The 20,715-nt window shown below is 58.2% G+C and carries 17 protein-coding genes, 1 tRNA gene and 1 pseudogene; 7 read left to right on the forward strand and 12 right to left on the reverse strand.

Annotated features, from left to right (window positions below; all coding sequences use genetic code 11):
- Positions 1 to 18 precede the first annotated feature (18 nt).
- The 9 genes and pseudogenes from KW839_RS09805 to KW839_RS09840 form a co-directional block, all read right to left on the reverse strand.
- Positions 19 to 456, reverse strand: a complete 438-nt coding sequence (locus KW839_RS09805) for a hypothetical protein (protein WP_060544046.1) — start codon at positions 454 to 456, stop codon at positions 19 to 21.
- Positions 457 to 730: 274 nt separating this feature from the next.
- Positions 731 to 2,023, reverse strand: coding sequence for a calcium-binding protein (locus tag KW839_RS28075; RefSeq protein WP_371318064.1), 1,293 nt, complete (start codon positions 2,021 to 2,023; stop codon positions 731 to 733).
- Positions 2,009 to 3,784, reverse strand: a pseudogene (locus KW839_RS28080) (nidogen-like domain-containing protein); the annotation flags it as partial. The pseudogene KW839_RS28080 and the gene KW839_RS28075, both read right to left, overlap by 15 nt.
- Positions 3,785 to 3,866: 82 nt before the next feature.
- Positions 3,867 to 6,026, reverse strand: coding sequence for a calcium-binding protein (locus KW839_RS09815; protein WP_218424206.1), 2,160 nt, complete (start codon positions 6,024 to 6,026; stop codon positions 3,867 to 3,869).
- A 482-nt stretch (positions 6,027 to 6,508) separates the two neighbouring features.
- A tRNA-Phe gene (locus KW839_RS09820) sits at positions 6,509 to 6,584 on the reverse strand.
- Positions 6,585 to 6,687: 103 nt separating this feature from the next.
- Positions 6,688 to 6,960 (reverse strand): oxidative damage protection protein, encoded by a 273-nt coding sequence (locus KW839_RS09825; RefSeq protein WP_057397205.1) that lies wholly within the window; start codon positions 6,958 to 6,960, stop codon positions 6,688 to 6,690.
- Positions 6,957 to 8,024, reverse strand: coding sequence for an A/G-specific adenine glycosylase (gene mutY / locus KW839_RS09830; protein WP_218424207.1), 1,068 nt, complete (start codon positions 8,022 to 8,024; stop codon positions 6,957 to 6,959). The genes KW839_RS09825 and mutY overlap by 4 nt, the downstream gene beginning before the upstream one ends.
- Entirely contained in the window at positions 8,021 to 10,252 is a 2,232-nt protein-coding gene (locus tag KW839_RS09835) for an AsmA family protein (RefSeq protein WP_218424208.1), read from the reverse strand. Before KW839_RS09835 ends, mutY begins: the two co-directional genes overlap by 4 nt.
- A gap of 78 nt (positions 10,253 to 10,330) precedes the next feature.
- The gene (locus KW839_RS09840) at positions 10,331 to 10,735 is read right to left on the reverse strand and encodes an acetyl-CoA sensor PanZ family protein (RefSeq protein WP_060544049.1); all 405 of its coding nucleotides are present in this window, start codon (positions 10,733 to 10,735) and stop codon (positions 10,331 to 10,333) included.
- Between the two features lie 241 nt (positions 10,736 to 10,976).
- Between KW839_RS09840 and KW839_RS09845 the strand changes: the two genes are divergently transcribed.
- The 7 genes from KW839_RS09845 to KW839_RS09875 all read left to right on the forward strand — a co-directional run bounded on the left by KW839_RS09845 (position 10,977) and on the right by KW839_RS09875 (position 16,898).
- On the forward strand, positions 10,977 to 12,641 hold the full coding sequence (locus KW839_RS09845) for an OFA family MFS transporter (protein ID WP_218424209.1): 1,665 nt from the start codon (positions 10,977 to 10,979) through the stop codon (positions 12,639 to 12,641).
- Between the two features lie 299 nt (positions 12,642 to 12,940).
- Complete coding sequence (hisB, locus tag KW839_RS09850) at positions 12,941 to 13,534, forward strand: imidazoleglycerol-phosphate dehydratase HisB (RefSeq protein WP_003186751.1); 594 nt, start codon at positions 12,941 to 12,943, stop codon at positions 13,532 to 13,534.
- Positions 13,534 to 14,172: an imidazole glycerol phosphate synthase subunit HisH gene (gene hisH, locus KW839_RS09855; protein ID WP_218424210.1), complete on the forward strand. Its 639-nt coding sequence runs from the start codon at positions 13,534 to 13,536 to the stop codon at positions 14,170 to 14,172. The genes hisB and hisH overlap by 1 nt, the downstream gene beginning before the upstream one ends.
- Positions 14,173 to 14,433: a DUF2164 domain-containing protein gene (locus KW839_RS09860; protein ID WP_218424211.1), complete on the forward strand. Its 261-nt coding sequence runs from the start codon at positions 14,173 to 14,175 to the stop codon at positions 14,431 to 14,433.
- 42 nt (positions 14,434 to 14,475) lie between these two features.
- A complete protein-coding gene (hisA, locus tag KW839_RS09865) occupies positions 14,476 to 15,213 on the forward strand; it encodes a 1-(5-phosphoribosyl)-5-[(5-phosphoribosylamino)methylideneamino]imidazole-4-carboxamide isomerase (RefSeq protein ID WP_218424212.1) in 738 nt (245 codons plus the stop codon).
- 9 nt (positions 15,214 to 15,222) lie between these two features.
- A complete protein-coding gene (hisF, locus tag KW839_RS09870) occupies positions 15,223 to 15,993 on the forward strand; it encodes an imidazole glycerol phosphate synthase subunit HisF (RefSeq protein ID WP_007897430.1) in 771 nt (256 codons plus the stop codon).
- Positions 15,994 to 16,142: 149 nt separating this feature from the next.
- Entirely contained in the window at positions 16,143 to 16,898 is a 756-nt protein-coding gene (locus tag KW839_RS09875; protein ID WP_060544054.1) for an ABC transporter substrate-binding protein, read from the forward strand.
- Here the strand turns inward: KW839_RS09875 and KW839_RS09880 are convergent.
- From KW839_RS09880 to KW839_RS09890, 3 genes are all read right to left on the reverse strand, one after another.
- Positions 16,879 to 18,189: a Vps62-related protein gene (locus KW839_RS09880; protein ID WP_218424213.1), complete on the reverse strand. Its 1,311-nt coding sequence runs from the start codon at positions 18,187 to 18,189 to the stop codon at positions 16,879 to 16,881. The two genes, KW839_RS09875 and KW839_RS09880, sit on opposite strands and share 20 nt — an antisense overlap.
- Before the next feature lie 91 nt (positions 18,190 to 18,280).
- Complete coding sequence (locus tag KW839_RS09885) at positions 18,281 to 19,786, reverse strand: serine protease (protein ID WP_218424214.1); 1,506 nt, start codon at positions 19,784 to 19,786, stop codon at positions 18,281 to 18,283.
- Between the two features lie 145 nt (positions 19,787 to 19,931).
- Positions 19,932 to 20,714, reverse strand: coding sequence for a divergent polysaccharide deacetylase family protein (locus tag KW839_RS09890; RefSeq protein ID WP_060544056.1), 783 nt, complete (start codon positions 20,712 to 20,714; stop codon positions 19,932 to 19,934).
- Position 20,715 lies beyond the last annotated feature (1 nt).

Below are 20,715 nucleotides of genomic sequence, written 5' to 3' on the forward strand. Positions count from 1 at the left end.
TCACCTGGGGGAAGGGAGTTAGCGGATGCTGCGGATGTTGCCTTTATTGCCTTTTACCGTGACGGATACTTTCTTGAAGATGAAGTAGTTTTCTTCGTTCACTTCATACCGAGGTGCGACGATCAGGTCGGCCCCGGAAGATTTTACAGCTTTGTAGGCAGCAGCGGATTTAACTGCGCTGACCGGGTCCAGGCCAAGGCCGCTTAATCCACCGCTCTGACCGCCGTAGCTGACGCCATCGGCAAACTGGGAGTCGCCACCAAACTTCAGGAAGCCGAACAGCACGTTGACCGAAGACTGGCCGGAGATGGCATCACCGACGGCGATGTCTGCTTTCAGGTCTGCCTTGACCGTGCTGTCGATCGGCGAAGAAGGTTGGCTGTTGTTGTAGCTGACGCAACCGCTGGCGGTGGCAATGATTGTCGATAGGGCGAGGAACTTTACAAGCGTGTTCAAAAAGCTGCTTCCTTACGTTGAAAACTGAGTACATGCAGGCAGATTTGCTGCTGCGCTAGTTTCAACTGGATAGGCTTATGCGCTCTATGAGAGTCATCCTAAAACGGTGTATGAGCAGTTGGTACAACTTGAGTGAAAAGGCGCTGACAGAGGTAGGAGTTTTCGGCGGGGAAGGCTTTTTGCTAAATCCCGGGCATAAAAAACCCTGAATCTTGCGATTCAGGGTTTTCAGCATCTTGTGTCAGGGACGGAGTCGCCCCTGCGCCACTCTCAGTCAGGCAATCAGGTCGGTAGTTTGCAAGGTGCTTACCCCCACCAATTGAATCTCGAACTCGGCGGCGGTGTCGGCGTCGGTGCTGCCGTAGAGAATGCCCCCGGCAAATCGCAGCTGCGCTGTGGCATTGCTGCTGAACGCGCTGGAACCGATGAAACTGAAGGCATCGTTGGCCGTTGTTGCCAGGTTGGCGTCCAGGGTCGAGAGGTCGATCTTGTCGCCTTCTACGGTCTTGAAGTCGCCAATGACATCGCGCAGAGCGCCAAGGCCCATTTCACTCAAGGCATTGAAGTCGAACTTGTCGGCTCCGGCACCACCATAAAGCTTGTCCAGGCCCGCGCCTCCGATCAGCAGGTCGTTGCCAGCACCACCCGTCAACGTGTCGTTGCCGGCACCGCCGTTGAGGGTGTTGGCAAGCGCATTGCCAGTGAGCTTGTCGTGGTAGTTGCTGCCGGTGATGTTTTCGAAGTTCAGCAAGGTGTCAGAACCGGAACCACCGGTGGCTTGTGCGGTGGTCAGCGCCAGGTTGGCCGTCACTGCCGCCGTGGCATAGGCATAGGACAAGGTATCTACACCGGCGCCGCCGTTGAGGATGTTGTTGCCGGCCCCGGCATCGATGACGTTGTTGAGGCTGTTACCGGTGCCGTTGGCAACGCCGGTCGACAGCAGGCGCAGGTTTTCTACGTTGCTGCCAAGGGTGTAGGCGCCGAGGGAGCTATAGACGGTATCGACGCCGCCGGTGCTGGTGACAGCATTGGTCTCGCTGACGACATCGCCGGCATTGTCGACGTAGTAGAGGTCATAGCCATCGCCGCCAATCAGGCTGTCGGCACCGCCAGCGCCGTTGAGCTGGTCGTTGCCCAGGCCACCGGTGAGGGTGTTGGCGCCGGCATTGCCGGTCAGCTTGTCGTTGTAGTTGCTGCCCTTGAGGTTTTCGAAGTTCAGCAGGGTGTCTGAGCCAGAACCACCGGTGGCTTGCGCGGTGGTCAGGCTCAGGCTGGCCGTTACTGCCGAAGTAGCATAGGCGTAGGACGCGGTATCGATACCAGTGGCACCGTTGAGGACGTTGTTGCCGGCCCCGGCTTCGATGACGTTGTTGAGGCTGTTACCTGTGCCGTTGGCAGCGCCGGCCGACATCAATCGCAGGTTCTCGACATTGGTGCCCAGAGTGTAAGCCCCGAGGTAGCTATAGACGGTATCGGTACCGCCGGTGCTGGCGACAGCATTGGTTTCACTGACGACATCGCCTGCGTTGTCGACATAATAGGTGTCGTAACCGTCGCCGCCGTTCATGCGGTCGGCACCGGCAGCCCCGTTGAGCTGATCGTTGCCCAGGCCGCCGTTGAGGGTGTTGGCGGCCGCGTTGCCAGTCAGTCTGTCGTTATAATTGCTGCCGGTGAGGTTTTCGAAGTTCAACAGGGTGTCGGTACCGGAACCACCGGTGGCTTGCGCCGTGGTCAGTCCCAGGTTGGCCGTCACTGCCGCCGTGGCATAGGCATAGGATGCTGTGTCAGTACCGGCGCCACCATTGAGGATGTTGTTGCCGGCCCCGGCATCGATGATGTTGTTGAGGCTGTTACCGGTACCGTTGGCAGCGCCGGCCGCCAGCAGGCGCAGGTTTTCGACATTGGTACCCAGGGTGTAAGTAGTGAGGTAGGTATAGACGCTGTCGGTACCACCGGTACTGACGACAGCATTGGTTTCGCTGACGATGTCGCCGACATTGTCGACGTAGTAGATGTCTGAGCCATCGCCACCGGTCATCTGATCGACACCACTGCCGCCTTCGAGGGTGTCGTTGCCGGCACCGCCATTGAGGGTGTCGTTTTCTGCGCCGCCGATAAGGATATTGGCCAGGGCATTACCCGTTAGTGTGTCGGACTCATCAGTACCGATGATGCCCTCGATAGAAACGAAAGTATCGTAGCCTTGGTTCGAATTATATTGCGAACCGGTGTTGGACAGATCGACAGTTACACCGTAGTTGGAATAGGCATACGAAACAAAATCGGTGCCCGCCGCGCCATTGAATGTATTGCTTGAAGAGTTGCCGACAAAGGTGTTGTCCAGAGCGTTACCTGTGCCGTTGATACTGCTGTTGCCGATCAGAACCAGGTTCTCGAGGTTGGCACCGAGTGTATAGCTGATATTTGACTGAACGACGTCGGTGCCCTGGTTGGCAAGCTCAACAAGTGTATCCAGCGCATCGACGATATAGGTGTCATCTCCCAAGCCGCCCACGAGCCTGTCGGTGCCCGCTGCGCCGTAGAGTACGTCATTTCCTGCAAGGCCATTGATGACGTCATTGCCCGATGAACCATAGAGCGAGTCATTCCCGGCAGTGCCTTGCATGTTGTCATTGCCGGACGTGCCGCTGACGATGCTGAACTTGTAGTAACCCGCCACGCCCGTATTACCAGGAGTGGTTTCCAGGTCAAGAATGGAGGACTGATTGCCCGATTGCGGCAGCTCATACCAAGAGGAGCCGTCGCCAGTCGAGTAACCGGCGCGGGCAACGGTTCCCCCCAGGCCTGCGGTGCCACCACTGGCGCTACCGGTCGTCCAGTTGATGGTTTCATATCGGAAGATGACATCGAAGTTGCCGTTGCCTTTCCCCACCAGCTGGAGTTGAAATGCATTGAGTTTATCGATCTTGCTGCTGTAGTAACCCACGTCATCCCAAGTAACGGTCAGCGTGCCGTTGCCTGTGGTGTTGAAATCGTAATAGACCAGATTGCTGCCCGACGATGTGCCGCCAGGCGTAGCGCCGACTGCTCCACCACGGGTGTCGACGTCGGCAAAAAATGGCGCAATCATTGCGATGCTGGAATCTTGCATGCCGTAGGGGGTATAGGTGGAAAGACCGCCACCAAAGGTAATGTTTCCGTTGTTATTGACGGAAATGTTGGTGTAGTTGGTGCCGAAGAAATTGACTCCGGCAGCCCCGAATACAGACGTGATATCAATGCCGGAAGTGTAGCTGTCATCGTTTCGAGTCAGCTGGTTCTCTCCGAACCCGGCTGCACCACCTAGACCGTTTATCAAGCTAGCCATATCTACACCCCTGTCGTTTATTTATTGCTTTTTAGTCAGTTTGTTTTCGGGACAACCGTGAAACATGAGTATCTCTGGCCGATCAGGCAATCAGGTCGGTAACTTTCAGTGTGCTCACTCCCAGCACCTGAATTTCGAACTCGGCGGCGGTGTCGGCGTCGGTGCTGCCGTAGAGAATGCCTCCGGCAAATCGCAACTGCCCTGTGGCATTGCTGCTGAACGCGCTGGAGCCGATGAAACTGAAGGCATCGTTGGCTGCCGTCGCCAGGTTGGCATCCAGGGTCGACAGGTCGATCTTGTCGCCTTCGATGGTCTTGAAGTCGCCAATGACATCGCGCAGCGCGCCAAGGCCCATTTCGTTCAAGGCGTTGAAGTCGAATTTGTCGGCCCCGGCGCCACCATAAAGTTTGTCCAGCCCCGTGCCGCCAATCAGCAGGTCGTTGCCGGCACCACCGGTGAGGATGTCGTTGCCGGCCCCCCCGGTCAGGGTGTTGGCAAGCGCATTGCCGGTGAGCTTGTCGTGATAGCTGCTGCCCGTGAGGTTTTCGAAGTTCAGCAAGGTGTCAGAACCGGAACCGCCGGTAGCTTGTGCTGTGGTCAGGGCCAGGTTGGCCGTCACTGCCGCCGTGGCATAGGCATAGGACAAAGTATCAATGCCGGCGCCGCCGTTGAGGATGTTGTTGCCGGCCCCGGCATCGATGACGTTGTTGAGGCTGTTACCGGTGCCGTTGGCAACGCCGGTCGACAGCAGGCGCAGGTTTTCTACGTTGCTGCCAAGGGTGTAGGCGCCGAGGGAGCTATAGACGGTATCGACGCCGCCGGTGCTGGTGACAGCATTGGTCTCGCTGACGACATCGCCGGCATTGTCGACGTAGTAGCGGTCGGAGCCATCGCCGCCGATCAGGCGGTCGGCACCGGCGGCACCATTGAGCGAGTCGTTGCCGAGACCGCCGTTCAAATGATCATTGGCGCGGCCGCCTGTCAGCGTGTCATTGCCCGCTCCGCCGTCGATGATCACGCTGCCGGCGCTGGTCCAGGTCAGGGTGTTGGCCAATGCATCGCCCGTCAGGGTTGAAACCTTGTTACCGTTCGCGTCAAAGCGCTGGGTATAAATATCAACTTGCCCGGGCACCCCATAGGACTCCCAGGCAATCACATAGCCGCCGTCGGCCAATGCAGTGACCTGGGAGAAGATTTGTTTGCCGGCAGTGATGGTGTTGATGCCGGTTTCGGTACCCACCTTGACGCCGCTGGCATTGAAGCGCTGGGCGAATATGCCATTTACATCACCGGTGCCTTGGCCTGCCCAGGTCACCAGATAACCGCCATCTGTCATGGCGGTGACGTTAGGCTCTTCCTGATAGCCTGCGGTGGTGGTGTTCACTCGGGTTTCGGCACCCACTTTTACGCCTGCGGCATTGAAAAGCTGTGCGTAGACGTCGCCAGGGGCATCGGTTTCGTCATTTCCATCGCCATCGTCGGGAGCCGATTGCCAGGTAACGACGTAGTTACCGTTACTCAGAACCTTGATAATGGGGTCTGACTGTTCGTCGGCAACCCTGGTGTTTATGCGGACTTCGCCGCCCGACTTGCTGCCGTCAGCCTTGAACCGCTGCCCGAAGATGCCGTAGGTATCGTCTCTTCCGTTACCTTCCCAAACCACCATAAAGCCGCCATCGGCAAGGCCGGTGACGGTAGCGCCATCCTGGTCGGACTGGGTGGTGGTAGAGACACGAGTCTCCACCCCAACCTTTGTCCCGCTGGCGTTATAGCGCTGCAGGTAACCGCCCCAACCGCTGCCGTCCTGGCCGAACGAAGCCCAGGACACCACAAAGCCGCCGTCCTTGAGTGCGGTGATCTGCGCGCTGTCCTGGATGCCGTTTCGGGTTGTGTTGACGATTGACTCGCTGCCAACCTTGACGCCATTGGCGTTGTAGATCTGGACGGCGATGTCCGACATATCGTCGAAGTTATCCGATTGCCAGGCGACCACGTAGCCGCCATTGGCCAATGCGGTAATGGTGGGATCTTCCTGTGCGCTATTGGTAACACGATTGACGAGGGCTGGCCCGCCTACCTTTACGCCGCTGGCGTTATAGCGCTGGGTGTAGATGTAATCGGTGGTGTTTGTTCCCTGATCGGCCCACGCCACGATATACCCACCATCTGTCAGTGCCGTGAGGGAGGGTTCGGAATGATAGCCAGTCGTAAGGTTGACGCGGATTTGGCCCAGCGTTGGCATTGCAAATTCCTTTTGCGCAAAGAGAAGACGGAAGTGCTTGGCAGTCTACAGGGCTAAACGATGGCGTCAAACTGCCATCAGTCGGGCGATCAGAGCAGTAGCTTTAGGCTGTTTTTCGGGGTGAGGCTCGTGAAGCCACCCTTACAGCATGAAGTCCGCAGTCGACAGATTATTGGTGCCGACGATCTGGATGGCGAACTCGGCGGCGCTGTCCGCATCGGTATTGCCATACAACACTCCCCCTGCGACCTTCAACTGTCCGACCGCACAGATAGTGGCACTTATTGTAGGTAGCCCTTTGCCACTGCGCTTGCCCGGTCGTCGTTTCGTGTGGGATGTGTGCCGGAGAGTGGGCAATGTTTCAGAAGCGAGCGCTGGAGGCTCTTGGGGGAGGGGTAGTGCGGGAGTTGTCTGGCGGCCATTAAATCGCAGGCAATAAAAAACCCCAAGGAATCATCTTCGCTTGGGGTTTTTCGGTATTTTGGTGCCCAGAGACGGAATCGAACCGCCGACACGGGGATTTTCAATCCCCTGCTCTACCGACTGAGCTATCTGGGCAACGGGGCGCATTAAACTGGTTTTTCAGGGGGTCGTCAAGCAAGTTTTCAAAAAAAATTTAATTATTACCGTCGCTTACGTTCCGACCCCCGATAAATCGGGGTTATTCCGACGGCGGCACGTAGCCTTCGGCCTTGGCGTAATCCTCGCCGGAGAAGTACTTGTCCATCTCGCCCTGAAGATATTTGCGATCTTCGGCGTTCATCATGTTCAGGCGTTTTTCGTTGATCAGCAGGGTCTGGTGCTTTTGCCAGTCGGCCCAGGCCTTGGCCGAGACGTGGTCAAAAATGTCCTGGCCTTTGGCGCCCGGGAATGGAGCGCGCTCCAGGGCGGGCAATTCTTCTTTGTACTTGCGGCACATGATGGTGCGGGTCATGACGACTCTCCTGCGTTCAATACGGCGGCCGCGCGTTCGAGCAAGGTTTTGACCGGGGCGGCAAGGCCCAGGCGCGGCGGGGTGGCGAGGTTATACCAGAGCCAGTCGGCCTCGGCCACGTGATGGCCGCTCTCCTGGACCTGGACCAGCCAGGGTTCGATGGATAACTGGAAATGACTGAAGGTGTGCACCAGGCTCGGCAAGGCCTGTTGCGCTCCGAGTTCCAGCGAGTGTTGTGCCGCCAGATGTTGCAGGTCGTCGAGGTCGTCGAGTTCCGGCAGGCTCCAGAGGCCGCCCCAGAGGCCCGTGGAAGGGCGACGGTAAAGCAGGATCGCGCCTTCGCCGTTGCTGAGCAGCGGCATCAACGTGCGCTTCTGTGGCACGGCTTTGCGCGGCTTGGGGATCGGGTAGCGGGTTTCAAGGCCGAGCATGTGCGCTTCGCAGCCCTTTTCCAGCGGGCAGAGCAGGCAGCTCGGCTTGCTGCGGGTGCAGAGCGTGGCGCCGAGATCCATCATCGCCTGGGTGTAGGCGTTGACCCGATCATGCGGTGTAAAGCGCTCAGCGTTGGCCCAGAGCTGTTTGGCGACCTTGGGCTCGCCGGGGTAGCCCTCTTGTGCGGTAAAGCGCGCCAGCACGCGTTTGACGTTGCCGTCGAGGATCGGCGCGCGCAGGCCCATGCTGATGCTGGCGATTGCACCGGCAGTGGACAGGCCGATGCCCGGCAGGTCGGTGAGTTTTTCCACGTCATGGGGAAACTCGCCACCGTACTGCTCGACGACGATTTTCGCGGTCTTCTGCAGATTGCGCGCGCGGGTGTAGTAACCCAGGCCTGTCCACAGGTGCAGCACTTCGTCTTCCGGTGCGGCCGCCAGGGCTTGGACCGTTGGCAGCGAGGCCATGAAGCGGTCGAAGTAATTCAGTACGGTGCTGACCTGGGTTTGCTGCAGCATGATTTCCGAGACCCACACCCGATAGGGGTTGATGTCCTGCTGCCAGGGCAAATCGTGACGGCCATGGCGGTCGAACCAGTCCAGTACCGCCGATGAAAACTGCTCGGCTCTCATCGCTTGAACAGCCCCTTGAGCGCGTCTTTGAGTTGCGGGCTGACCTTGTCACCGAGTTTCTCGTCGATTTTTTCGCCGATTCGCTCGCCGGCCAGCTTGCTTGCCACCTGACCCATGCGTTCGTTATCCACGCGGCAAGCCTTGGCGCCCAGTTCCAGCGGTCCACGGCAGCGCAATGGCCACTCGATACCGACGAATTTCTCGCCGACCTGGCAAGCCGGGTCGGGCATGTCGCTCTTGTCGCCTTCGACGATGATGCCGAGGCGATAATCCATGCCCAGCACGCGCAGGTCAATGTCGCCGTCACCGTTGACGGTCATGCCCGGAATGCGCACTTTCAGGTCCGGGTTGCTGGCCACGCCATTGCGCAAGGTCAGGTTGCCCTTGAGCTCCTGGAACGGTGTGTCCTTGCCACGTGGTTCGCCGCTGAGGGTTTTGCGGTTGAGGGTGGCGATGCCCTTGCACAGCTGCTGTTCAAGGTTGGCATTGAGCAGCACGCCATTGTTGATGACGAAACTGGCGTTGCCATTGAGTGTTTCGATCAGCGCTTTCTGGCTGTTGCCGCTGCCGGTCAGGGCGCTGTTGAGCGTGACCAGGCCTTTGACGGGCGGATTCTTGCCCTGGCTTTCGAGGATTTTTTCGACCGGGACCCGGCTGATCTTCGTCTGCATGTTCAACACTGGCACCGGTTGGCGCACGTCGAGGGTGCCCGTGGCTTCAAAGGTGCCGCCATACAGATCACCGCGAAGGTTCTGCAGGGTCAACAGGCCGCCCTGGCCCGCCGCCTTCAGGGCCGCGTTCTGGATCGGCAGTTTTTCCAGGGTCAGTTGGCCGAAGGTCAGGTCGGCGTCCACATCGAGCTTGCTCAGGCGCTCCACCGGCAGCAGGCGCTCGTTGCTCCACGCCTCCTTGGTGGGTGCCTGGGGCAATGGGGTGCTACCGGCGCCAGCCAGGGCATCGGCTTCGGTACTGGCAACTTCAGCCTGGCGCACTTGTGTCGCGCTGTTGGCTTCGGCTGATTTTGGGCGCAGGTAACGGTCGACGTTGAAAGTGTCGGCCTTGAGTACCGCGCGCAACGATTGTTTGGCGAAATCTTCGACGGCAATGCGGCCGCTGAAGGAGCTGTCGTCGACTTTCAGATTGATGTTGTCGAACGCCACGCTGGTCGGTGTGGCTGCCAAGCGGCTGACCAGCTCGACTTTGCGCAGGCTGCCTTCAGCCATGGCCGGTAGTTGCTGGCCGATGCTGTCGATGAATTGCGCCAGGTCGAACTGTGCAATCGAAATGCCGCCACTGACCTGCGGGGTCTTGTCGAGGTCATTGACCTTCAGTTCGCCCAATGCCCGCAGCTGGTTGGCGGAGATCTTGATGCCGGTCCACTCGGCGACATTGGCGGCCTTGTCCAGCAGCAACTGGCCCTGGGCTGCGAAAGTCACGGTCTTGCCTTGCAATGGATCGCCAGCGACTTCACCGGACAGTTTCAGGTCTTCGAATTTGTAGCGCTGCAAGGCGCGCTCGAAACGCAACTCGCCGTTGAGCTCGGTGCGGACCCGCAGCACTGGCTGGTTGGTGCCGAGGAATGCGGTGAGTTTGACCGGGATGTTGGTGGAGTCATGCACCGCGCCGGTGCTCAGTTGAATGCTTTCGGCGCTGAACTGCCTGCCGGTTTTCTCGTCGTTGTACTCGACCCTGGCGTTATTGACGGTCAGGCTGTCGATGTCCAGGCGCATTGGCAGAGCCGGTTTTTCCGCTTGTGCAGTGGTTTGCGGTACAGGCTCGCCGGTGACGGCAGGTGTGGTCGAGGTGGCGGAGCCGGTCGGAGCCGGTGCCTTGCCGACGTCTTCCCAATTGCCGTGGCCGTCCTTGTCGCGGACCAGTCGCAGGTTCAAGCCTTCGACGCGCACGTCGCTCATCTGCACCTCACGGCGCAGCAGCGGCAGCACGCGCACCGACAGGCCGAGCATCTGCAAGTCGGCGAACGGTTCGGTCGGTTTGACCAGGGTCGCCACACTGGCATCGTGCAGCTCCAGCCCCAGCCACGGGAACAGGCTCCAGCCGATATCGCCATTGAGCGTCAGCTCGATGTGGGCCTTGTCGCGGGCTATCTGGCGGATCTCGTCTTTGTAGTCGTTGGGATCGAAGAGGTGGGTCAGGGCAAAGCCCAGCGCCACAATGATCAGCAACAGCCCGAGAAGTACCAGACCCAGGATTTTGCCGAACGCTTTCATGGGCGAGTCCTTGTAATTAGTCAAATTCAAAATTTAGCCGAGGAGTATAGCGCTCCAGACCAGACGGCCGGTCGGCGATCACTGCGCAAGAACATCAAGCGGCAGTTTCAGCTTGGCTGCCAGTGCCTGAGCTTCCAGGTGCCCGGCAGGCGCCAGCAGGCGCAAGGTTGAGCCGGTTTGAGCGGCCATTTTTTGCGCTTCGGCCACCAGTCGCTCGGCGACGCCGCGGCGACGGGTAATTTTTCGTACGCAAATATGGGACAAGTGCCAGACCTCCTGGTGCCGCTGCAAGCGAGCTGCACCGAGCAGTCGATCATTGAAGCGCCCGGCGATCAGCGAGCCGTCTCGCAGGCAGTCTTCGATCAGTTGTGCATCCGTGGCAAACGGCGCAAACAACCAGTCTGGCGCGTCGCGGTAAATTTTCTGCAGGTCTTGTTGGTCCTGGTCAGAGGGTTCGCGCAGCGGCTCAACAATGATCGGCATATGGTTTCCTGTGAAGTTGTACGCGTTCTCTATGCAGGAGGGAGATCAGATAACGTACAAAAGGTGATGTCAGTTTGGTTTTTCCATCGTCTGCTGATGGTAACCTTTGCCCGTTCGTCCGTCCTTCTGCGACTTGATGTCGCATAACCATACTCAGCACTCCAAAAAGCGGTCATGCGTGCGCATTAAGGCCGGGGGGCGGGTGGCAGGGCGAACCATACTAATAATTGGGGGATTCACAATGACCACGAGCATTACGGCGGACGGCCTCGGCGCCGATCAGCCTGCGTTCCTGTCCAAGGAGCGGATTATCGCCAAGCCCGGTTTCAACCGCTGGCTGGTGCCACCTGCCGCGCTGGCCATCCACCTGTGCATCGGCATGGCCTACGGCTTCTCGGTGTTCTGGCTGCCACTGTCCAAGGCCTTGGGTGTCACCGCAGCGGTGGCTTGCGCGCCGGACATGAGCTTTATCGCTCAAGTCTTTTCGTCCCAGTGTGACTGGCCGATTTCGATGCTTGGCTGGATCTATACCCTGTTCTTCATCTTCCTCGGTTGCTCGGCGGCAATCTGGGGCGGCTGGCTGGAACATGCCGGGCCGCGCAAGGCTGGTGTCGTGTCGGCGCTGTGCTGGTGTGGTGGCCTGCTGATTTCCGCTCTGGGGGTATACACGCACCAGATCTGGCTCATGTGGATCGGCTCCGGGGTCATTGGCGGTATCGGCCTGGGCCTGGGTTACATCTCGCCGGTGTCGACCCTGATCAAATGGTTCCCGGACAAGCGCGGCATGGCCACCGGCATGGCGATAATGGGCTTCGGTGGTGGTGCGATGGTCGGCGCTCCGCTGGCCGCAGCGCTCATGGGGCATTTCGCTTCGCCAACCAGCGTTGGCGTGTGGCAGAGCTTCCTGGTGATGGCCGCGATCTACTTCGTGTTCATGATCGGTGGCGCATTGTCCTACCGCGTCCCGCCAACCGGCTGGAAGCCTGAGGGCTGGACCGCACCGGCGAAAAAAGCCTCGAACGCGATGATCACCCACCGCCACGTTCACGTGAACGTGGCGTGGAAAACACCGCAGTTCCGCCTGGTGTGGCTGGTGCTGTGCCTCAACGTATCCGCCGGCATCGGCATTCTCGGCATGGCTTCGCCGCTGCTGCAGGAAGTGTTCGCCGGCAAGTTGCTGGGCAATGATCTGGCCTTTGGCCAGTTGGATGCTGCGCAATTGGCCTCGATTGCTGCAATCGCCGCCGGATTCACCGGCTTGCTGAGCCTGTTCAACATCGGCGGGCGTTTCTTCTGGGCATCGTTCTCGGATTACCTGGGGCGCAAAAACACCTACTTCGTGTTCTTCGCCTTGGGCTTTGCCCTGTACGCGTTGATCCCGAACCTCGGCCACCTGGGCAACATTGCGCTGTTCGTGGCAGCGTTCTGCATCATCCTGTCGATGTATGGCGGTGGTTTTGCGACCGTTCCTGCGTATCTCGCGGATCTGTTCGGTACACAAATGGTCGGCGCTATCCACGGTCGCCTGCTGACGGCGTGGGCAGCAGCGGGCGTATTGGGCCCGGTGTTGGTGAACTATCTGCGTGAATATCAGCTGAGCATCGGCGTTGAGCGTGCGGCGGCGTACGACATCACCTTGTACATCCTGGCCGGCCTGCTGGTGCTGGGTTTCCTGTGCAACCTGCTGATACGTCCGGTGGCCGACAAGTACTTCATGACCGAGGCCGAACTGGCTGCCGAGCAGGCGCTGGGTCACGATAAAGGGGCTGACAGCAGCACGTCGCTGGAATGGAAAGCGGCGGCGGGCACCAAGCCGCTGGCGCTGGCTGCCTGGCTGGTGGTGGGTCTTCCGTTGGCGTGGGGTGTCTGGGTGACCCTGCAGAAGACGGCAGTACTGTTTCACTAAAGGTGCTTGGCCCGAATCTGGAGAGGTTCGGGCCAGTCCCGTATACCACCCGTGTGGGAGCGGGCTTGCTCGCGAAAGCGGTGTGTCAGTCGCCGATAATGTCGACTTAAACATCGCTTTCGCGAGCAAGCCCGCTCCCACATTGTTTTTTTGTACTGCCCAAATGGCTTGTATGGACATGTCTATCGCCTGCGGTGCTGGATTCAGCCCGTCAGGGATATCACGTATCGTGTTTCTGTTTGGCGCCCGCACGCCTATAATGGCTACCTTTTTCGCCCAATGATTTTGCGGAGCTGGTGATGGCCGAACGTAAGGCGTCAGTCGAGCGCGACACTCTGGAAACCCAGATCAAAGCCTCGATCAACCTGGATGGCACCGGAAAGGCCCGGTTTGATATCGGTGTTCCTTTTCTTGAGCACATGCTTGACCAGATCGCCCGTCACGGGCTGATCGACCTGGATATCGTCAGTAAGGGCGACCTGCATATCGACGACCACCACACCGTGGAAGACGTCGGTATTACCCTGGGTCAGGCGTTCACCAAAGCCATCGGCGACAAGAAAGGCATCCGTCGCTACGGCCACGCCTACGTGCCGCTCGATGAAGCGCTGTCGCGCGTGGTGATCGACTTTTCCGGTCGTCCTGGCCTGCAGATGCATGTTCCGTACACCCGCGCCACCGTCGGCGGCTTCGACGTTGACCTGTTCCAGGAGTTCTTCCAGGGCTTCGTCAACCACGCCAACGTCACCCTGCACATCGACAACCTGCGTGGGCACAACACCCACCACCAGATCGAAACCGTGTTCAAGGCTTTCGGCCGCGCCCTGCGCATGGCCGTCGAGCTGGATGACCGCATGGCCGGGCAAATGCCTTCGACCAAGGGCGTTCTGTAATGCAGACGGTCGCGGTTATCGATTACGGCATGGGCAACCTGCACTCGGTGGCCAAGGCCCTCGAGCACGTCGGTGCCGGCAAGGTCCTGATCACCAGCGATGCCAACGTGATTCGCGAAGCTGACCGGGTGGTTTTCCCCGGCGTCGGTGCGATTCGTGACTGCATGGCGGAGATCCGACGCCTGGGCTTTGATTCGCTGGTGCGCGAAGTCAGCCAGGATCGTCCGTTCCTCGGCATCTGCGTCGGCATGCAGGCCCTGCTTGATCACAGCGAAGAAAACGACGGCGTCGACTGCATCGGCCTGTTTCCGGGTCAGGTGAAGTTCTTCGGCAAGGATCTGCACGAAGACGGTGAGCATCTGAAAGTCCCGCACATGGGCTGGAACCAGGTGAAGCAGAAGGTCAGTCACCCGCTGTGGCATGACATTCCTGACCTGGCGCGTTTCTACTTCGTGCACAGCTACTACATCGCTGCCGCCAACGCGCGTCAGGTGGTGGGTGGCGGTCACTACGGTGTCGATTTCGCCGCCGCGCTGGCCGAAAGCTCGCGTTTTGCTGTGCAGTTCCACCCGGAGAAGAGCCATACCCATGGCCTGCAATTACTGCAGAACTTCGCTGCGTGGGACGGTCGTTGGTAAATGGCAGTCAAGAAAACGAAGCCGCCGATCCTGACCCTCACTCCCGAACAGGAGAACGAGGCCAATCACAAGATCAAACGCTTCATGGAGGATCGCTTCGAACTGGACCTGGGTTCGTTCGAAGCGGCCGAAATCCTTGAGCTGTTTACCCGCGAAATTGCCCCGCACTATTACAACAGGGCGATTTTCGATGTGCAGACGCACCTCAAAGAGAGGTTCGAAAGCATCGAAAGCGACCTGTGGGCGCTCGAGAAAAACTGATTTCCGAGCCAAGCTGAACATTCAATTTTGAAGGTTTGCCAGATGCTGATTATTCCCGCTATCGATCTCAAAGACGGTGCCTGTGTTCGTCTGCGCCAGGGCCGCATGGAAGATTCCACAGTGTTCTCCGATGACCCGGTGAGCATGGCTGCCAAGTGGGTGGAGGGCGGTTGCCGCCGTCTGCATCTGGTCGATCTGAACGGTGCCTTCGAAGGCCAGCCGGTCAACGGCGAAGTGGTCACCGCCATCGCCAAGCGCTACCCGAACCTGCCGATCCAGATCGGTGGCGGTATCCGCTCCCTGGAAACCATCGAGCACTACGTGAAAGCGGGTGTGAGCTACGTGATCATCGGCACCAAGGCCGTGAAAGACCCGGCCTTCGTTGCACAAGCCTGCCGCGCTTTCCCGGGCAAAATCATCGTGGGTCTGGATGCCAAAGACGGTTTTGTCGCCACTGACGGCTGGGCTGAAATCAGCACCATCCAGGTGATCGACCTGGCCAGGCAGTTTGAAGCCGATGGCGTGTCTTCGATCGTTTATACCGACATCGCCAAAGACGGCATGATGCAAGGCTGCAACGTGCCGTTCACCGCTGCGCTGGCCGCAGCCACCAAGATTCCGGTAATCGCCTCCGGCGGCATCCATAACCTGGGTGACATCAAGACGCTGCTCGACGCCAAGGCACCGGGCATCATCGGCGCCATTACTGGCCGCGCGATCTACGAAGGCACCCTCGACGTCGCCGAAGCGCAAGCTTTCTGCGATTCGTACAAAGGCTGAGGACTGACCATGGCGCTGGCCAAACGCATCATCCCTTGCCTGGACGTGGACAACGGCCGGGTCGTCAAGGGTGTGAAGTTCGAGAACATCCGCGACGCCGGTGACCCGGTGGAAATCGCTCGTCGCTACGACGAGCAGGGTGCCGACGAGATCACCTTTCTCGACATCACTGCCAGTGTCGACGGCCGTGATACCACGTTGCACACCGTCGAGCGCATGGCCAGCCAGGTGTTCATCCCGCTGACCGTAGGCGGTGGCGTGCGCACGGTGCAGGACATTCGCAACCTGCTCAACGCGGGCGCAGACAAGGTCTCGATCAACACCGCGGCGGTGTTCAACCCGGAATTCGTCGGTGAAGCGGCGCAGCATTTCGGTTCGCAATGCATCGTGGTTGCCATCGATGCGAAAAAGGTCTCGGGGCCTGGTGAAACGCCACGCTGGGAAATCTTCACCCACGGCGGGCGCAAGCCGACCGGCCTGGATGCTGTCGAGTGGGCGAAGAAGATGGAAGGCCTGGGTGCCGGCGAAATCCTGCTGACCAGCATGGACCAGGACGGCATGAAAAACGGTTTTGACCTGGGTGTTACCCGCGCCATCAGCGATGCGCTGGGCATTCCGGTGATTGCCTCAGGCGGTGTCGGCAACTTGCAACACCTGGCCGACGGCATTCTTGAAGGTCACGCCAGCGCTGTACTGGCGGCGAGTATTTTCCACTTTGGCGAATACACCGTGCAGGAAGCCAAGGCCTACATGGCCCATCGTGGAATTGTGATGCGCTAGGTTCGTATCAAAACTGCCTGTGCGACGATCATGCCTGATTGTCGCCTGGCGAGTTTTCGTACAATGCTTGAACAAACCAATGCAGGCCAGTGGACATCATTGCAGGCTCAAGGCACTCTTGGGTACGCCATGGATTCAGGTAGCCAGACATGCTTAAACGCTTTCTTCTCGTCCTTGCCAGCGCCTCCCTGTTGTTGATCAACGGGGTACAAGCCAAAGACAGTCCCGATACCGACCTGGTATTGCTGACGGAAAACTTCCCTCCGTACAACATGGCGAAGAACGGCAAGAATTTCGCCCAGGATGAGAATATCAATGGCATCGCCGTGGATATCGTCCGCGAGATGTTCAAGCGCGCCAACATCACCTACAGCCTCACGCTGCGCTTCCCCTGGGAGCGAATCTACAAACTTACCCTGGAAAAACCCGGTTACGGCGTGTTCGTCATGGCGCGGGTGCCGGACCGCGAACAACTCTTCAAGTGGGTTGGCCCTATAGGTCCGGACGACTGGATCATGCTGGCCAAGGCCGACAGCAAGATCACTCTGGATTCGCTGGAGCAAGCACGCCAATACAAGATCGGCGCCTACAAGGGCGACGTGATTGCCGAGACCCTGGCCAAACAGGGTCTCAATCCGATCGTCGTGCTGCGCGATCAGGACAACGCCAAAAAGCTCGTCAACGGCCAGATCGACCTGTGGGCCACCGGTGATCCGGCCGGGCGCTATCTCGCTCGCCAGGAAGGAGTGAGCGGGCTCAAAACCGTTCTGCGCTTCAACAGCGCCGAGTTGTACCTGGCGCTGAACAAGGACGTGCCAGACGAAACCGTGGCCAAGCTCCAGGCGGCGCTGGATCAACTGCGCAAGGAAGGCCGCGTGGACGAGATCATGGCGCGTTATCTGTAGCAGTTGGCAATCCTGTCACAGGCGCAGGAGCGCACACTTCATTGTCTTCGCGCGGATATTCGGCAAAGTCCAGGCCGTCGCTATCCGCGTAGGTGAAGCTTACCGCCGCTTGTGTGCCATCTTCACGCAAGAGATCGTAACGACTGTGTAGTTGATAAACCGCCAGCATTCTATTTTTCGGAATGATGGCGGCGATATCTATGGCTTGCGATTTTACCCAGCCGCTGAAGGATTTCTCGGTGTGAGTGAAGCTTTTGGTCAATCTGGCCGAGTACGTTACTGGATGACCAGCCTCCGAGACCCGGGTCGGCCATGCAGATTTCACCTCGATTGAAGTTATTCGGGTGAAGACCTGCAACAACTTGTCGATCAAGGTTCGAGGCGCTGACCATCGCAATAGTTTGCTCTTTTCGTCGGTGTTATGGCCTTCACCGATGAGCACGTACTGGTCTGTTCTGGCCAGGTGGTAGTACGGTGATTTACTGAACCTTTCGATCGGTAGCATGAAGTTGTCTTCGACTGCGAACCAGGGAAGTCTGGCCGTTTGAGTGGCCGCCGGTGTTTCGAGAGGTTGAGGTGCGCTGAATCCGGTGAGTACCGGAAGCTGCGGCGCGGGATTGATCTGCAGGGGGATCTGCATTCGCAATGAGTATGCCGCTGCATGAGTGAACGGCTTGTCATAGCTGTTGGCGCCGATAAAGGTGCCTGGTGCGAAATAGATCTCGCCTTCTTCCGCGTTCGGTGGGGTGATACTCCAAGCGCTGAAGTCCACTTTTGCACCGCTGCCCTTGTCGTTCCAGATCAGGTCGCCGACGTTCGAAGCGATCACCAGATCCGTCCGCACGCAACGTACGGCGTTCAGCGAAGGTTTATCGTGACCATTGGAGCAAACCAGTCCCAGTGCCACATACCCATCAGGCGGGATCGGGCGCCATATCGCTCCGCTTGATCCGGAGTCAGAGCTTTTCCAGATTTGCTCGTAGTCGTCAGGTCGGCTGAGCGCTTTCTGTTGATGTGGCTCGTTGCTCTGCGGATCGCCCTCGCAGACCACCGCCATCACTCGTTGTCCGCTGATGTTGCTGTCTGCGGACGCCGCGAGGTCGCCCAGCGGGAAGTACCCTGGCAACAAATCAGGTGCCGGACTCGGCCGCCAAAAGCTTGCCAGTTCCGCACCTGAGCCCTTGGTGCTCCAGACCCGTTGAAATTCCGTCGTGAAGTTGATCAGCAGGTTGTCGAATTTTATCGACTCCATGGGTTTTGCGACCGGGATCGCCGTGTTATCGGTGGGCATAATCAAATCCTTGATTGTTAAAAGCAGTCAAAATGGCTGCAACCTGTTGCAGGTCTTACTCTGCGGAGTGTGGCTAGGCCTTGTGCGGTAATTATTTATCGACAGTGATAATTTCAGGCGCCCGTACCACGTCTGTGCGCACCTCGGAGGTATTCAGATCCTCATCCTGGATATAGCTGCAAAGCGTAATTGGAAGTGCGTCCATTGGCACAACAAGTCCAATTTGCTGTCGTGTAAATTCCCCGGGGTTCAGATCCGCACACTTGCGTTCGCCAATGTCGTCATCAAAGTAGTGAACCCAAAATGGATAAGGACTTTTTTCATGCCAATCGACATAAAGTTCGGGGAAATCAGGAGAGGGGGTTAGTGTCAGTGCGGGCTGCGGCAATGGCTTGAAATTCGTTTCTACGAGGCGTGCGGGGATTATTTGAATACTGTTGAACAGGCGGGCATCGGGCCTGTGCCCTGCTGATTGAACGCCCAGCAGGCACAGGAAATACATGCCACTTTCGCTGCCTATCGATGTGTCGATGACGGCGTCGACAGTGCTTATGGTGCCGCTGTAATAGTGAGGCGAGTAGCAGGATTTCGCATCCTGTACTGTTTTAAGTCGATAGAAAGGAGCATCCATCGAGAACCTGATATTCCACTTGGGTACCAGATTGTCCGGATGGCTGGGGGTTCTGAATTTTTCGGGAAGATAGGCGTTTTTTATTCTGAAGTCGGTTGTGGAAGATAATTGGCAGTCACTTGATTTCAGATCGAAACGTCCATCGACGAAGCAGGCTGACAGAGAGTCAACGGGAACACTGTACTGTGTTTCTTCAGCGAGGAATGGTTTTGCGTCTCGCACTTCGCAGGGGTTATTGCGTGAGCACATTTTTTCCAGCGTGGCGCCGTGAGTGGATGTAAACAGCACACCTGCTATCTCCCCGGTTTCAGTATCAATTACAGGGCTGCCGGAAGAACCGCCCCGAATGTCTATGCAATTGTTTTTTCGGGTTTCCGGATACACTTCATCGGCTTCCACCAAGGTGGCATCTGTCGTCTGCTGGGTGCAGCGCGCAAGTCTGAGGCCGACTCCATCGAGGCCAGATGGCGCACCGACGATAAGGATGTTGCCTGCTAAGGATGAGGCATCATCGGAAATTTTCAGGGGGGTTATTCCCTCTTTCAGCAATGAATCCAGTGGTACGGCGAGTTCCAGGATAGCGAGGTCCCTGATGGAGTGTCGGGACCAGGTGACTTTGTTTATTTTGTAGTTTTTCTGGTTTTTGTAAGTGTCGCTGAAGTAGTTGAATTTCACGCTGAGTTGGGAAAGGTCATCCCATGGGTTGGAGCAGTGTTCGGCGGTCAATAAGTAAGCAGGGCCAGCGGCGTTGCCGCTTTTATCGCGAGTGTCGAGCAGGCTGGCCGTACAATAGGGGGAGTCGCTGTAATGAAGCACGCCAACTCCATTGAGGCGGGAGTAATGGTTGTCGGAATTTTTTAATAGGATGCTACTTGGTGTTGAAAAAGCATCATTCGCATAAGTGATTGCGGGAGTTGTTAGCGCGAAAAAAACACATATGCCTAGTGCTTCCATTTTGTAAGTCATGGCCGATCCTTGGTCTTTATTGGCGTGGCGCGAGCGAATCAATGCATTTCATGTTCATTCCATGATTATGAAATGCAGAGCGAGTCCTATCCTGGCATGTGCCCGAGCACTTGGAGATATATATAGTTATTGGTGGCGGGTCGAATCACGGAGTGTGATAAGTGCCGTTGATGCCGTGGGCCGCTGTTGCACGGTTGCCGCGCACGCTGATCATCATTTTGATGTCGATCCAGTCAATTCCCTGAGCCTTGAGCTTGGGTAACTCCCGTTCAAGCACTGCCAGGGTCTGCGGATACGGATGTCCGATCATCACCACCGACCCCTGCTTTTGCGCCAGGCTGATCGCGGTTTGCAGTTGCTTGAATATCGCTTCTTCTGTGCGCTCGTCATCCAGAAACACATCCCGCGAAACGCTCGCCAGGCTGACTTTCTGCGCCTCGGCGGCTGCCACGGTTTGCGCGCTGGTGCGACTGTCGACGAAGAATTTGTGCCGACGCTGCAAGTCCGCCATCAACCAGGCCATGGCGGCTGGTTGCGCAGTCATGCGGCTGCCCATGTGGTTGTTGATGCCAGCGGTGTAGGGCACAACCTTGAACGCGGCGTTCAGGCGTTTCTCAAGCTCTTCGACGGGCAGGTCGGGGTGCCAGGCAAAAGGTCCGGTGGCCGGGTCCATGGGCATGTGCAGGATGACGATCTTGCCGGCGCGATGGGCTTCGCGGGCAAATTCGCTGGCGTGGGGGGTATCGGGCATGATCGCCGCGGTCACCGGGCCAGGCAAGGCCAGCACGCGGCGATCCCTGGGCAGGTTCTGTCCCAGGTCGTCGATGATCAGGCTCAGGTAGGCCTTGTGCGGTGGGGACGCTGCCTGGGCAGGTGCCGCAGCACCTGCGAGGCAGCACAGCAGGCCGATCAATAACCGCAGGCGCATC

The organism is Pseudomonas sp. PDM31 (genome assembly GCF_019218965.1).
Lineage (GTDB): Bacteria > Pseudomonadota > Gammaproteobacteria > Pseudomonadales > Pseudomonadaceae > Aquipseudomonas.